At 61.0% G+C, this 12,783-nt stretch carries 13 protein-coding genes and 1 pseudogene; 6 read left to right on the top strand and 8 right to left on the bottom strand.

Features of this window, described 5'->3' with window-relative positions; translation table 11 throughout:
• Positions 1–10: 10 nt before the first annotated feature.
• The 5 genes and pseudogenes from CYR55_RS10385 to CYR55_RS10365 all read right to left on the bottom strand — a co-directional run.
• Positions 11–784 (bottom strand): annotated as a pseudogene (locus tag CYR55_RS10385) (lysophospholipid acyltransferase family protein); the annotation flags it as partial.
• Complete coding sequence (locus CYR55_RS10380) at positions 756–1,484, bottom strand: beta-ketoacyl synthase chain length factor (RefSeq protein ID WP_101816069.1); 729 nt, start codon at positions 1,482–1,484, stop codon at positions 756–758. The gene CYR55_RS10380 and the pseudogene CYR55_RS10385, both read right to left, overlap by 29 nt.
• A 31-nt stretch (positions 1,485–1,515) precedes the next feature.
• Positions 1,516–2,589, bottom strand: coding sequence for a methyltransferase (locus CYR55_RS10375; RefSeq protein WP_101816068.1), 1,074 nt, complete (start codon positions 2,587–2,589; stop codon positions 1,516–1,518).
• Between the two features lie 57 nt (positions 2,590–2,646).
• The gene (locus tag CYR55_RS10370; protein WP_101816067.1) at positions 2,647–3,036 is read right to left on the bottom strand and encodes a hypothetical protein; all 390 of its coding nucleotides are present in this window, start codon (positions 3,034–3,036) and stop codon (positions 2,647–2,649) included.
• A gap of 278 nt (positions 3,037–3,314) precedes the next feature.
• Positions 3,315–4,043: an ArsR/SmtB family transcription factor gene (locus tag CYR55_RS10365; RefSeq protein ID WP_101816066.1), complete on the bottom strand. Its 729-nt coding sequence runs from the start codon at positions 4,041–4,043 to the stop codon at positions 3,315–3,317.
• Positions 4,044–4,120: 77 nt separating this feature from the next.
• Here CYR55_RS10365 and CYR55_RS10360 point away from each other — a divergent pair, with 77 nt between their 5' ends.
• Both CYR55_RS10360 and CYR55_RS10355 read left to right on the top strand, forming a co-directional pair.
• Positions 4,121–5,200: a cytochrome P450 family protein gene (locus CYR55_RS10360; RefSeq protein ID WP_101816065.1), complete on the top strand. Its 1,080-nt coding sequence runs from the start codon at positions 4,121–4,123 to the stop codon at positions 5,198–5,200.
• Positions 5,197–5,541: an antibiotic biosynthesis monooxygenase family protein gene (locus CYR55_RS10355; protein ID WP_101816064.1), complete on the top strand. Its 345-nt coding sequence runs from the start codon at positions 5,197–5,199 to the stop codon at positions 5,539–5,541. Before CYR55_RS10360 ends, CYR55_RS10355 begins: the two co-directional genes overlap by 4 nt.
• Positions 5,542–5,560: 19 nt before the next feature.
• Here the strand turns inward: CYR55_RS10355 and CYR55_RS10350 are convergent, their stop codons facing one another.
• Positions 5,561–6,964 carry an aminotransferase-like domain-containing protein gene (locus tag CYR55_RS10350; protein ID WP_101816063.1) on the bottom strand — a complete coding sequence of 468 codons (1,404 nt, stop codon included), beginning with the start codon at positions 6,962–6,964 and terminating at the stop codon, positions 5,561–5,563.
• A 338-nt stretch (positions 6,965–7,302) separates the two neighbouring features.
• Between CYR55_RS10350 and CYR55_RS10345 the strand changes: the two genes are divergently transcribed.
• The 4 genes from CYR55_RS10345 (at position 7,303) to spy (ending at position 10,699) form a co-directional block, all read left to right on the top strand.
• Positions 7,303–8,742 carry a cytochrome ubiquinol oxidase subunit I gene (locus tag CYR55_RS10345; RefSeq protein WP_101816062.1) on the top strand — a complete coding sequence of 480 codons (1,440 nt, stop codon included), beginning with the start codon at positions 7,303–7,305 and terminating at the stop codon, positions 8,740–8,742.
• Positions 8,742–9,752 (top strand): cytochrome d ubiquinol oxidase subunit II, encoded by a 1,011-nt coding sequence (gene cydB / locus CYR55_RS10340; protein WP_101816061.1) that lies wholly within the window; start codon positions 8,742–8,744, stop codon positions 9,750–9,752. The genes CYR55_RS10345 and cydB overlap by 1 nt, the downstream gene beginning before the upstream one ends.
• Before the next feature lie 9 nt (positions 9,753–9,761).
• Entirely contained in the window at positions 9,762–9,923 is a 162-nt protein-coding gene (locus CYR55_RS10335) for a DUF2474 domain-containing protein (protein ID WP_420912729.1), read from the top strand.
• Positions 9,924–10,186: 263 nt separating this feature from the next.
• Complete coding sequence (spy, locus tag CYR55_RS10330; RefSeq protein ID WP_101816060.1) at positions 10,187–10,699, top strand: ATP-independent periplasmic protein-refolding chaperone Spy; 513 nt, start codon at positions 10,187–10,189, stop codon at positions 10,697–10,699.
• Between the two features lie 100 nt (positions 10,700–10,799).
• Here the strand turns inward: spy and CYR55_RS10325 are convergent, their stop codons facing one another.
• Positions 10,800–11,717, bottom strand: coding sequence for a bestrophin family protein (locus tag CYR55_RS10325; RefSeq protein ID WP_101816059.1), 918 nt, complete (start codon positions 11,715–11,717; stop codon positions 10,800–10,802).
• A 169-nt stretch (positions 11,718–11,886) separates the two neighbouring features.
• Entirely contained in the window at positions 11,887–12,633 is a 747-nt protein-coding gene (locus CYR55_RS10320) for a glycosyltransferase family 2 protein (RefSeq protein ID WP_101816058.1), read from the bottom strand.
• Between the last annotated feature and the right edge of the window lie 150 nt (positions 12,634–12,783).

The following is a 12,783-nucleotide window of genomic DNA, read 5'->3' as shown; positions in this document are numbered from 1 at the left end:
AATAGGCAGCCGTTAACGCACGCGTGAGTGTGTGGTTTACCCGCCGGGCGGCCAGCGGCAAGGCGATCTCCCCCTGCAAAAAGGGCTGGCTGGAGAGCCGCGCCTTTACGCTGACGGAGAAATACGGTTTTTCAGGCGGAATCTGGTACCAGCGTTGGTGTTTGCCCAGGGTATGCTGGCTGCACCGGATATGAACAATGCGCAGATCGCACCCGCAACGCACCGCGAGGTTGGCTGCGCCGCGCTGTAATGTCAGCGGCTGGCCGGGCAGGCTGCGGGTGCCTTCCGGGAAGATAATGATCACATCGCCCTGTGCCAGCCGCTGCCGGCAATCGGGCAGCAAGGTGTCCGCATCGCGGTTGACCAGATACCCGGCCGCCTGCACCACGCCGCGCAAAAAGAGATTTTCCTGCAGGCCGCGTTTGACCAGGCAGTCGGCCTCCGGCATCACTGACGCCAGCAGCACGTAATCGATCAGCGTCGGGTGGTTAGCCACCACCAGCACGCCCCGCTCCGCCTGCAGCAGCGCGGCCCCGTCGATGTGGTAATTGAGCACCCCCATCCGGCGGGCGGAAGCAAGGAACAGGCGGAAACTGGCTGAGACAAGCCGGCGTGCCAGGCGGCGGCGGGCCAAAGCATCACGCTCGACCCACCCCAGCAGCCTGAAGCCGATCAAAGACAGGCACAGCCCGCCCAGCCCAAACAGTGCAAAACAGACGCCGGTCATCAGTAAACGCCACAGATAGCGGCCTCCTTTAACCATGCCGGTGTGTCCACTGCCCATCGAGATCGCTGCCCGACACCCTGAAATGGCTGTGGCCGCCTGCGATGGCATGCAGGAATTGCAGGCTCTGGGGCAGCGACGGTTCTGCGCCGCGCCCGCTCCAGCAGAGCTCGCCGCACAGCGCGTCACCGGGGGCCAGCAACAAGCCGACGGCATACGCCGAAGTAGGCATCTGCCCCGCGATGTGCGGCCGGTAGAACGCCGGCACGGTACCGTCAAAATCCACCAGCAGCACCCTGGCATAGCCCGCCGCCTGCAAGGCCGCCACTTCAGACAGCCCCTGCAAAAAGGTGTCCGCCCCGGCCGCCAGCGAGGCAGACACCAGCGGCTGTGCAGCGGCAATGGTCAGGCTGCCGATGGCGGCGTTATGCACCGACATGGCGAAATCCGTGGGCGACGGCCCCGTGCCTCCGGCCAGCGCTTGTAAAATCCGCAGGTTGCGCGCCAGTTCGCCATGGCGGCTGGTAAAAACCACCGCGTCCGCACCCTGGCGGCGTAACAGGGCCAGCCCACACTCGACCGCCAGGCGGCTGCCGTCATTGAGCCGCCGCGCGGTCATCATCGGCAGTTCACGGCACAGGGGCAAAGGCTGGCTGGGGTCTGTGACCGGCGGGCCTGCCGCCCATTGCCGCCAGGCGGCCGCATCCGGCAGGCCCGGCGCGGCTGCCTGCCAGTCAAGGAGTGAAAAGGCCAGGTTCATTCAGATGCCTTCTTCCGGAAATGGGTCACGGCTACGCTGCACTTTTCTTGCAGACAAGCAGGGTATGCCCGACCCCGAGGCCATCAATCTGCTGCTCCACCACAAAACCAGCCTCCTCCACCAGCGGCAGGAAACGCGTTGCCGCATAGAAACGGCTGGTTCCGTTCGCCAGGCAGGTAAAATAGAGGGAGGAGGCATTCAGCGTGAAAGCCGCCGCTTCCCAGTCCTGACGGTCCCAGAAAATATCCAGAATGCAGACCCGCGCCCCCGGTTTCATCGCCGCGCCGATCTTGCGCAGGATGGCCACAATCTGGGCTTCGCTGAAACAGTCAAGGAACTGGCTCATCCACCAGATGTCAGCCTCGCCCGGCAGCGGATCGTCTGACAGCATATCTACCCCGATGCCGTGGATGCGGTCAGCCTTACCGGCCGCAGCAATCAGCGGGCGGGAGAGCGTAATCTGGGCCGGTAGATCGATAAGGGTGACCTGCACCTCCGGCGCATAGTCATAACAGCGCATCGCCCATTTGCCGGTATTACCACCGACGTCATACAGATGCGCCGGGTTAAGAGCGAAGACGTGCGGCAACGCGGCATTAAAGGCCGCATCAGAATAGAAGTGATCAAAGGCAAACCAGCTCTGTTGCGCCTTCGGCGGCAACTGGCTCAACGCCGGGTAAATGGTGGGCCACTCGCCGAAAACTTTCAGCCCGGCGGGTTTCCCCTCGCGCAGCGCCTCATCAAGGTGGAACATGCCCTGATAGCAGACGTCATGCATGAAATCCATGTTGACGCGGGTCATGGGATCGTGAAGCAGATAGTGGCCGGTTTTAGCCAGGAAATAGCGGTCATCCCGCTGCACCACCAGCCGCCCGCCCAGCCCGACATCCAGCAGCAGGGACACGGCATAACGGCTTAACGGCGTGGCCCCGGCCACGTCATCCAGCCCGGCCCCGGCGGGGCTACACTGATCAAGATAAGCCAGAATACCGTGGTCACGTAACAGTCGTGCAGCCTGAAACAGCATGGGCGCAAACGCGATGCGCTGCGCAGCGGTTATCGCGTCCAGTGCGCTGAGGCGGTCGGTGTCATATCCGTAAGACATTATGTTCAGCCTGAATAATAAAAGGGCCGGCCCGAGCCGGCGCGGTGTAAAAGGAAATTACTGAATATTCTGCGCAGAAATTTTTAATTGAATATCGCGATTCAAATTATTCACCCACCGATTATAATTCCGGTGAATCACTCCATTGGCGGCCAATAAATTCTGGCTGTTAACGTAATTAATGGTATAGCGGGCGGCGGTATAATTAATGCGGATATCCGCGCTGTGCCCCTGACGTTCAACATGGCCGGTGATCACGCCCGGCGCGACCGGAGCCATCACCCACTTCCGGGCCAGCCCAGCGCTCAGAATGGCGTTTTTCACCTGACTCTCCGTATACTGCCCCGCGATCGCCGCGTCTACATTCTGGACGGGTGCGGTTTTCGACGCACAACCTGCCAGGGCCACCACACACACTATTCCGGATAACAGCGACGCTATTTTCATTCTATTTACGTGACCTTTTCAAAGAAAGTGAAATAAATAGCCGGCTTATTAATAAGCCGGCACCCTGTCTATTTATGATGATAAACCGCGGAAGGAGTATAAACATAAAAATTAAAAAACCAACTTTAATTTACAGTTCTTAATATCAATAAGAATTCCTGGTCTTTTTGTTAAAACAAATAAAAATACCCTGCCGGATATATAACAATTTTGTTCTTCTTTTTTAAAAAATAATTATCCCTGTGCCCCAGGGAAAGCAGGTTTATATCAAACCGGGCTTACCGGCCTTCGGGTGCCGGAAGCGCACCCAGGTGGCGGGCCACGGCCTGCCGCCCGGCCGTGGTCAGTGTCAGTGCCCGGCTGTCGAGGTGGCGCTGCACCCAGTGCCGTTGTTCAAAAAGCTGCAACAGTTGCGTGCCCAGAGCGCCTGCCAGGTGGCCGCGGCGCTCACTCCAGTCCAGGCAGTAACAGGCCGCCGGCGGGTGTGACGGTGTCAGGGCCAGGCCCATCTGCTGTAACCCCGCCTGCCCCGCCTCACTCAGCTGATAGTGCCCCTCCCCGGTCAGCCAGCCCAACGCCAGAAACCGCGCATGCAGATGCACGCCCAGCGTGCCTGCCATATGGTTGTAACAGGTGCGGGCAAAACGCAGGGCGGGCGGCGTGGAGGAGCGCACCGTCGGGCCGCCGCCGGTCAGCCCCATCAGCCCCTCCAGCATCTGGGCCACCGGTGCCCCGGCCAGCCGGAAATAGCGGTAACGCCCCTGCTTTATCATGACAACCAGCTGCTGCTCCGTGAGCCGGGCCAGGTGCGCACTGGCGGTGGAGGCGGCCACACCGGCCACGGTGCCGAGTTCCGTCGCGGTATAGGCGCGGCCATCCATCAGCAGGCAGAGCATCGCCGCCCGGCGGCTGTCTGCCACCGCGGCGGCCAGCGCCGCCAGATGCTGTTCCAGCGGCGGCGCGAGCTCTGCCGGGGCATGAGGGCAAGGTATCGTTTCATAAGGCATAGTTCGTTTCCTGACGAAGTATGGCGGTCGGCATTACTTTACGCTGGGTTCCTCCCTGCTGACCAATGGAAATCATCATGACACGTTGCCCGTTCTCCCTTTCAGACCCGGTTGCTGCGGTGACCCACCCTGACCCACGCGCTGTTTACCGGCGCCTGGCTGCGGCCGGGCCGCTGGGCGCCTTCCCGCCTTTTGCGGCGGTGACCCTGTCACCGGCGCTGGCGGTAGAGGCACTGACCCACCCACTGCTGGGCGTGCGCCCGCCGGGCGAACCGGTACCGGCTGCACTGCAGGAAACTGCCGCCGGTGTGGTGTTTGCCGCGCTGGTCAGAATGCGCGACGGCGCGGCCCACACCCGGTTGAAAGCGGCGCTCTCAGCCGCACTGGAGAGTATCCCGGTGGAGAGTGTCGCCGCCACGGCCCAGCGGCTGGCCGGGCAACTGGCGGCCGACCTGCCGCTGCCGCCCGCGGCCCTGACCCGCTTCTGTTATGCGCTACCCCTCTGCGTGCTCGCGGACGCTATTGGCCTGCCGCCGGAGAGCCGGCCGACGCTGGTGGATGAGGTGCTGGCGCTGGTGCGCTGCATTGCGCCGGGCGGCAAGCCGGAGCAGTTGGCGGCCGGCAGCCTGGCGGCGGAGACGCTGCTGGCACGCGTTGAATGCGTTACACCCGGCCCACTGTGGCAGGCGCTGGCGGCAGCCTGTGAACGGGAGGGAATCACCGACGGGTCACTGGTGCCGCTGAATCTGATCGGGCTGCTGTTTCAGGCGTGCGAAGGCACCGCCGGGCTGATTGGTCAGAGTTTGCAGGCAGAAGGCACACCGGCGGCGCGGGTGGCTCAGGTGCTGCAAGAGACCCCACCGATCCAGAACACCCGGCGGGTGGCGCAGGCCGCTACCCAGTTGGGCGGCTGCCCGCTGGCCAAAGGTGATCAGGTATTGGTGGTGCTGGGGGTACCGGACGCCGCAGGCGCGCTGGCATTTGGTGCGGGTGCGCACGCCTGCCCCGGCCGCCATTGGGCGGAAGCTATTGCCGAGGCGGCCGTGGCGCACCTGCTGGCCTGCCCGGCCCAGCGATTGCACGCGGCGGCGTATCGCTGGCGGGCCTCCGCCAATGCGCGCGTGCCGGAATTTACCGCACAGGGAGATGCACCATGATTGCCGTAATCTTTGAACTCTACGCCATGCCGGGCAAAACAGACGCCTATTTGCAGCGGGCGGCCCAGCTGAAACCGCTGCTGGCGGGAATTGACGGCTTTATCTCGATTGAGCGTTTCCAGAGCCTTTCTGACCCCGGCAAATTGCTGGCGCTCTCATTCTGGCGCGATGAGGAGGCGGTGCGGCAGTGGCGTAATCTGGAGGCGCACCGGCAGGCGCAGGCCGCCGGGCGGCACCAGCTGCTGGCCGATTACCGGCTGCGCGTGGCTGACGTAGTACGCGACTACGGTAAAGCGGCACGCCATGAGGCCCCCACAGACAGCCGCGGCCGCCACGGCTGAGCATACGAAAAGCCATACATTACAGCGCCCGTACCAGCGCCCCCAGGGTCTCAATCGCCTGCTGGTGGCGGGCGTCCCAGGCAAAGGAGCTGTTGAGGCGCAGGCCGTCGCGGAACTGGTCGCCGGTGGTGAACATATGCCCCGGCGCGATGCTGATGCCCTGCGCCAGCGCCCGGCGGTAGAGGGTGCCGGCGTCGCGGCCCTTGCCGAGCGTCAGCCAGAGGAAATAGCCGCCTTCCGGGCGGCTGATGCTTACCTCGTCCGGAAAAGCCTGCTGGATGCCGCGGTACATCGCCACCTGGCGCAGTTCGAGCTGGCGGCGCAACCGCCGCAAGTGGGTTTCATAGCCGCTCTGGTGCAGGTAGTCCGCCAGCGCCAGCTGGGTCGGCACGCTGGCGGAGAGGGTGCTCATCAGTTGCAGGCGCTGGATTTTGGCGGCATAAGGGCCGGCTGCCACCCAGCCAACGCGGAAACCGGGCGCCAGGCACTTGGAAAATGACGAGCAGTGCAGCACCGTGCGGCCGTCCGCGTCAAAGGCGCGCAGCGGCGGCGGGCGCGACGGGCCAAAGTAAAGTTCGCTGTAAACATCATCCTCAATCAGCGCAATCTCACGTTCCGCCAGCATCGCCACCAGTTGCTGCTTTTTGGCACGCGGCAGGGTCGCGCCCAACGGGTTCTGGAAATTCGACATCAGCCAGCAGGCGCGGATCGGGTAGCGCGCCAGCGCATCTGCCAGGGCGTCGAGGTCAATGCCGGTCTGCACATCGGTGGGGATAGCCACCGCTTTCAGCTGCCGCCGCTCAATCGCCTGCAACACCCCGTAAAACGCCGGGGACTCAATCGCCACCCAGTCGCCCGGTTCCGTCACCGCCTGCAGGCTCAGCCCCAGCGACTCCATCGCCCCGGAGGTGATCACAATGTCATCCGGGGCGACCGCGATCCCCTGCTGGGCGTAGCGCTGGGCGATGCTGCGGCGCAGATCCTCATTGCCGGGCGGCAGGTTAGCCACGGCGCTGGAGGCGGACATCCGCCGCACCGCGCTGGCCAGCGAGCGCGCCAGCCGTGGCTGGGGGAACAGGGTGGCGTCCGGGAAGGCGGAGCCAAACGGCACGATGGCCGGGTCCTGCGCGGCCTGCAGAATGTCAAAAATCGCGTCATTGATATCAACCTGCTCTGACAGGTGCAGCGTGCGGCCGCTCTGCGGCAAGGCGCTCGGCTGGACGGCCACGTAATAGCCGGACTGCGGGCGCGCCACCACCCACCCCTGGCTCTCCAGCAGCTGGTACGCCTGCAGCACCGTCATCAGGCTCAGGCCGGACTGTGTGCAGCTTTCACGCAGCGAGGGGAGTTTGTCGCCCGGCAGCCAGACCTGGGACTGGATCTGGCGGCGCAGGCGCTGGGCAAGGTCTTCATAGCGGGTCATGGCGGGCATCCTGAAACTGTTATAGAAAGTTTATACCAAATTGTGACTATTATAGTCACCCCTTCCCTGTTTTACTTCCGGTCAGGCGTGCGCTGCCTGCCCTGCTTTACCGCAGGAACGGCTATGGTGTGCTATACCTTTTGCAGGTTAACAAAGATTAACATTTTCATCTGCGGGGAGATCGCCCCCCGTTTACGCATATTTTTTTGCATTATTACGCCGGGACATTCCCCGTCAGCACGCTGCGGTGGCGCTTTTGCACGGATGGCCACACCTTCCCCGGGCAGCCCTGCGGTTCCGGTTTTCAGGCATTTTTTGTTGGGCAATACGAGGTGGCTATGTTGGGTTTAGATGCATTTGAACTGGCCCGTATCCAGTTCGCGTTTACCGTGTCATTCCATATTATTTTTCCGGCGATCACCATTGGGCTCGCCAGTTTCCTGATGGTTCTGGAGGGGTGCTGGCTCAAAACCCATAACCCGACCTACCGTGACCTCTATCACTTCTGGCTGAAAATCTTTGCCGTCAACTTCGGCATGGGCGTGGTTTCCGGGCTGGTGATGGCGTATCAGTTCGGCACCAACTGGAGCGGTTTCTCCGCGTTTGCCGGCAGCATCACCGGGCCGCTGCTCACCTATGAGGTGCTCACCGCCTTCTTCCTGGAAGCGGGTTTCCTTGGGGTGATGATGTTCGGCTGGAACCGCGTCGGGCCGGGGCTGCACTTCTTCTCCACCTGCATGGTGGCGCTCGGCACGCTGATGTCCACCTTCTGGATCCTGGCCTCCAACAGCTTTATGCATACCCCGCAAGGGTATGAGATTATGGAGGGCCAGCTGATCCCGGTGGATTGGTTCAAAGTGGTGTTTAACCCCTCCTTCCCGTACCGCCTGATGCATATGGCAACAGCGGCCTTCCTGGCCTCGGCGTTCTTTGTCGGCGCGTCCGGCGCGTGGCACCTGCTGCGCGGCAACAACACCCCCACCGTGCGGAAAATGTTTTCGATGGCGATGTGGATGGCACTGATCGTCGCCCCGATCCAGGCGGTGATTGGTGATGCCCATGGGCTGAATACCCTGGAGCACCAGCCGGCGAAGATTGCTGCCATTGAGGGCCACTGGGAAAACCCGCCGGACGAGGCGACCCCACTTATCCTGTTCGGCCTGCCGGACATGGAAGAGGAGCGCACCAAATACGCGGTAGAGGTGCCCTATCTCGGCAGCCTGATCCTGACCCACAGCCTGACCAAGCAGATCCCGGCGCTGAAATCCTTCCCGCCGGACCAGCGCCCCAACTCCACCATTATTTTCTGGTCATTCCGCATTATGGTGGCGATGGGGTTACTGATGATTACCGCCGGGTTGTGGAGCCTGTGGCTGCGCTGGCGCGGCAAGCTGTTCCTTAACCGCTGGTTCCACCGCTTTGCGCTGGTGATGGGCCCCTCCGGGCTGGTGGCGATTATCGCCGGCTGGTTTACCACGGAGATCGGCCGCCAGCCCTGGGTGGTGTATGGCCTGCTGCGCACCCGGGACGCCGTCTCCAACCACGGCACGCTGCATATGTCCATCAGCCTGCTGGCGTTCCTGCTGGTCTACTGCTCGGTGTTCGGCATCGGGCTGGTGTACCTGATGAAGCTGATTGGCCGCGGGCCACAGCCGTTTGTCGCCCATACGCCGCCGGAAGGCGGGCCGGGCCAGCCACGAACCCCGGCACGCCCGCTGTCGGCTGCCGATGAGTCGCTGGAACACCCTACCAAAGACGCCCTGCGGAGGAGCAAATAATGGGTATTGATCTCTCTTTGATCTGGTTTGTGATCATCGTCTTCAGCATCCTGATGTATGTGGTGATGGATGGGTTTGACCTCGGCATCGGCCTGCTCTACCCGATGGTGCCGGCAAGCCATGACCGTGACGTGATGATGAATACCGTGGCCCCGGTCTGGGACGGCAACGAAACCTGGCTGGTGATGGGCGGGGCCGGGCTGTTCGGCGCGTTTCCGCTGGCTTATGCGGTGATCCTCGATGCACTTGCGATTCCGCTGACGGTAATGCTGATCGGGCTGATTTTCCGCGGCGTGGCGTTTGAGTTCCGCTTTAAGGCGTCGGAATCACACCGCGCCTTCTGGGACAAATCCTTTATCGCCGGGTCGTTCCTCGCCACGTTCTCGCAGGGGGTGGTGCTGGGGGCGTTTTTAAACGGCTTCCCGGTGGAGAACCGTACCTGGGTCGGCAGCGTGTTTGACTGGATCACCCCGTTCTCGCTGTTCTGCGGCGTGGGGCTGGTGGTGGCCTATGCGCTGCTGGGGTGCAGCTGGCTGATTATCAAAACCGAGGGGCCGCTGCTCGGCACCATGCGCCGCCTCTCCCGGCCGCTGCTGATGGCGCTGCTGGTGGTGATCGCGATTGTCAGTATCTGGACACCGCTCAGCTACCCGGCGATTTCAGCGCGCTGGTTCACGCTGCCGGACCTGTTTTTCTTCCTGCCGGTGCCGGTGCTGGTAGTGCTGGCGGCCTGGGGGCTGTGGCACACCGCCCATAACCCGGATGCCCACTACGCGCCCTTTATCCTGACGCTGGCGCTGATTTTCCTGGGCTTCAGCGGGCTGGGGATCAGCATCTGGCCGAACCTCATCCCGCCGGACATCAGCTTCCGTGAAGCGGCCTCCCCGCCGCAGAGCCAGGGCTTTATGCTGGTGGGCGCGCTGTTTATCATCCCGCTGATTCTGGTTTACACCTTCTGGAGCTACTACGTGTTCCGCGGCAAGATCAAACCGGAACATGGCTACCACTAAGGAGCAGCGATGCCGAGAATTGAACGCATGACCGAAAAAAGCCCGCCCCAGCCGCTGTGGCGGCGGGTGATGTGGCTGGTGCTTATCTGGGCCGGCAGTGTGCTGGCACTGTTTGTGGTGGCCTCGCTGTTCCGCCTGCTGATGACGGCAGCCGGGATGCGCAGCCACTGATTGCCCTTTCTGCCCGGCGGCGCACGTGGTAAGGTTGCGCCGCCCTTCTCCATCCTTTCTCCATGATGATCGTGCCCCGCCCGGCTTCCTCACACTCTGTTAGCGCTCTCTCCATAATCCCTTCATTTTCGTTCACTTTTCGTCTTTTCCGCTTTAACAGTTTTACAGTAACTCGCAGTACTATGCATTCAGGCGCGTAGACTTACCTTCGTCAACACAACGGCGCTGACCCGCCGGCCGAACAATAAATGAGGTATTTAATTATGCGTAAACTTACTGCCCTGGCATTAGCGTCTACCCTGGCTTTTGGTTCTGTTTCTCTGGCATTTGCGGCTGACAGCAGCACCGCAGCAGTCGCTCCGGCAGAGCACGGTAAGATGTTGCAGCATAAAGGCCCCGGCCGCCACGCTGACCCGTTTGCCGGCCTGAACCTGACCGAGCAGCAGCGCAGCCAGATCGATGCGCTGAAAAAACAGCAGCGCGACCAGCACCCGCGCGGCGAGATGAAACAGCACGCGGAGCAGCTGCACAGCCTGGTGGCGTCTGACAGCTTCGACGAAGCCAAGGCCAAAGCGGAAATCGATGCCCTGACCAAAGAGCATGCAGACCAGATGCTCTCGCGGATGCGTACCGAGAACAAAATGTACAACCTGCTGACCCCGGAGCAGAAAAAGCAGTTCAATGAGAATTACCAGAAACGCGCTGAAAAAATGGCTGAACGCCATGCCCAGCGCGCTGCAAATCATGACCAGGCAAAGACACACACAGCCGAGTAAGCGGTATAACGGGGCGGCCGTGTTGGCTGCCCCCTCCGCGCGCCGGGCATAGCAATATGCCCGGTTTTTTTATGCCTGTAGCCCGGCGGGCCGGCGCGCGTCAATCCAGCAGATAATGTTTGTCCGGCCGGCGCCATGCAGGCAGCGGCACCACATCACACATCTCCAGCAGATTGATCTCTACCGCATTGCACAACGCATTCAGCGGCAGGTCATTTGATTCCGTGCCAAACGGCTCGCCCAGCTCCTCCGCCAGCGTATCCAGTGACAAAAAGGTGTAGGAGATAAACACCGACACCAGCGGCGTCATATAGTGCAGGTCCGGCACCAGCGCAAACGGCAGCAGGCTGCAAAACAGGTACACGGTGCGGTGCACAATAACCGTATAGGCAAACGGGATCGGGGTATTGTGAATACGTTCACAGCCGCTCTGCGCCACCACCAGCTGGGTCAGGGTCTGGTCAATACCGTGATAAAGCATGTCACTTATCTCCCCCGCTGCACGCCGGGCCGCCAGCCACCCGCCCATCATCAACAGGAGCCGGTTACAGGGTGCCGGGCTTGCCAGCACCCGCTGCGCCTGATCGTCCGGCAGCAAACGGCGGATGTCCTGCTCCGGTGAGGTACCGCGCAACTGATGTTTCAGGCACCAGGTGTAGGCAATCTGCATCGCTGCAAACTCACGGATCGCCGGCAGTGACTGCGGCAACAGGCTACGCAACTGCCGGACCAACGTCCGCTGTGCGACCATCAGCCCGCCCCACAACTGGCGTGCCTCCGAAAAGCGGGCATACCCGACGCTGTTACGGAACCCCAGAAAGATCGCAATCGCGATGCCGAGCAGGCTGAAAGGGGCCAGCGTCAGCCGGATGTTCAGCGCTTCGTACCATTGCACGCAAAGCACTGCCGCCAGCGACATCACCAGGTTAAGGAACAAACGGAACATAATGCTGGCCAGTACCGAGCCATGCCAGACAAACAAACGCAGAAACCAGTGTTGCGCGGGGCGGACAATCATGGGGGAACACAGAGTCTGATACAGGTTGCACAGTTGTAGCAGATTTTTAGCTGAGCGGCTATCCGCAACCGGCTTACTCTCCCTCATGCAAATCTCCCCCATGCAAAACGCCCCGCAGGTTTCCCGGCGGGGCATTTTTTCGCGGCAGCGCAGGCTGCCCGCGCTAAGACTAGACGCTGCGCTTCATGGCATGAGCCAGAGAAGAGAGGTAGTAATAAAAAGACTTATAATAAGGCAGACGCAGGTAGTCACGGTAAATCCGCCACTGCCAGCCGGTAAAATGGTTTTTACTGAGAAAGCTCTGGCGCGGTGAAATACGGCAATAGGCCAGGGTTTCCGGCACGCAGTAGGCCATGGTGCCCTTGGCACGTTTCAGCAAGGAGAGCCACATCAGGTACTCCTGGTGCGGAACATTCTCCAGATAGACTTTACCCAGCCTGGCCTGGTTATACATGCCGGTAATATCGGCAATACGGTGGCCCCGCAGCAGATCGCGGTAGGTAATGATCTCCTGGCTTTTATAGGTTTTCGCCAGTTTGGTCACGCTGGTGAGGAAGGTGGCGTAATGGGAGCACACCATGTCATAACGTTTGGTTTGCAGGATATTGACCTGGGTGAACAATTTATTCTTTTCCCAGATAGCATCGCTGTCGCAGAAGGCAATAAATTCGCCGGCTGCCATATCAATACCCATATTAATCGTTTCAGCACGGCCAAGGCGGCGTTCATTACGGTAATAGGTGACCCGCGGATCATCCGTAAAACGCTGTACTATTTCACCGGTCGCGTCGGTAGACGCATCATCAATAATATAAAGATGAAAATTTGTGTATGTCTGGGACAATACGCTGGCAATCGCGTATTCGATATAATCTGCTGTGTTAAAGGCAGGCATTACCACTGATACTTTTTCCATATATCCTCACTTATTACCTGATAACGACACCAACCTGCCCCCGGGCCGGTATCGCATTGACGCAGCCCTTGGTTATACGCCGTCAGTTATCTGGTTTAATTTGAAACGGTTTTTTGTTATCTGTTATGTTTCACCCCCCCGAGCTTTTCT

The sequence above is a fragment of the Chimaeribacter californicus genome (assembly GCF_002858675.1).
In the GTDB taxonomy this organism is placed as follows: Bacteria; Pseudomonadota; Gammaproteobacteria; order Enterobacterales; family Enterobacteriaceae; genus Chimaeribacter; species Chimaeribacter californicus.
The sequence above is the reverse complement of the archived record's forward strand: the minus strand, read 5'-3'. Positions and strand labels throughout refer to the sequence as shown.

Excerpts from the sequence above, each read along its gene's own strand:
- CYR55_RS10380 (WP_101816069.1), bottom strand. The coding sequence starts at position 1,484 with ATGAACCTGGCCTTTTCACTCCTTGACTGGCAGGCAGCCGCGCCGGGC.
- CYR55_RS10375 (WP_101816068.1), bottom strand. The coding sequence starts at position 2,589 with ATGTCTTACGGATATGACACCGACCGCCTCAGCGCACTGGACGCGATA.
- CYR55_RS10370 (WP_101816067.1), bottom strand. The coding sequence starts at position 3,036 with ATGAAAATAGCGTCGCTGTTATCCGGAATAGTGTGTGTGGTGGCCCTG.
- CYR55_RS10365 (WP_101816066.1), bottom strand. The coding sequence starts at position 4,043 with ATGCCTTATGAAACGATACCTTGCCCTCATGCCCCGGCAGAGCTCGCG.
- CYR55_RS10360 (WP_101816065.1), top strand. The coding sequence starts at position 4,121 with ATGACACGTTGCCCGTTCTCCCTTTCAGACCCGGTTGCTGCGGTGACC.
- CYR55_RS10355 (WP_101816064.1), top strand. The coding sequence starts at position 5,197 with ATGATTGCCGTAATCTTTGAACTCTACGCCATGCCGGGCAAAACAGAC.
- CYR55_RS10350 (WP_101816063.1), bottom strand. The coding sequence starts at position 6,964 with ATGACCCGCTATGAAGACCTTGCCCAGCGCCTGCGCCGCCAGATCCAG.
- CYR55_RS10345 (WP_101816062.1), top strand. The coding sequence starts at position 7,303 with ATGTTGGGTTTAGATGCATTTGAACTGGCCCGTATCCAGTTCGCGTTT.
- cydB (WP_101816061.1), top strand. The coding sequence starts at position 8,742 with ATGGGTATTGATCTCTCTTTGATCTGGTTTGTGATCATCGTCTTCAGC.
- CYR55_RS10335 (WP_420912729.1), top strand. The coding sequence starts at position 9,762 with ATGCCGAGAATTGAACGCATGACCGAAAAAAGCCCGCCCCAGCCGCTG.
- spy (WP_101816060.1), top strand. The coding sequence starts at position 10,187 with ATGCGTAAACTTACTGCCCTGGCATTAGCGTCTACCCTGGCTTTTGGT.
- CYR55_RS10325 (WP_101816059.1), bottom strand. The coding sequence starts at position 11,717 with ATGATTGTCCGCCCCGCGCAACACTGGTTTCTGCGTTTGTTTGTCTGG.
- CYR55_RS10320 (WP_101816058.1), bottom strand. The coding sequence starts at position 12,633 with ATGGAAAAAGTATCAGTGGTAATGCCTGCCTTTAACACAGCAGATTAT.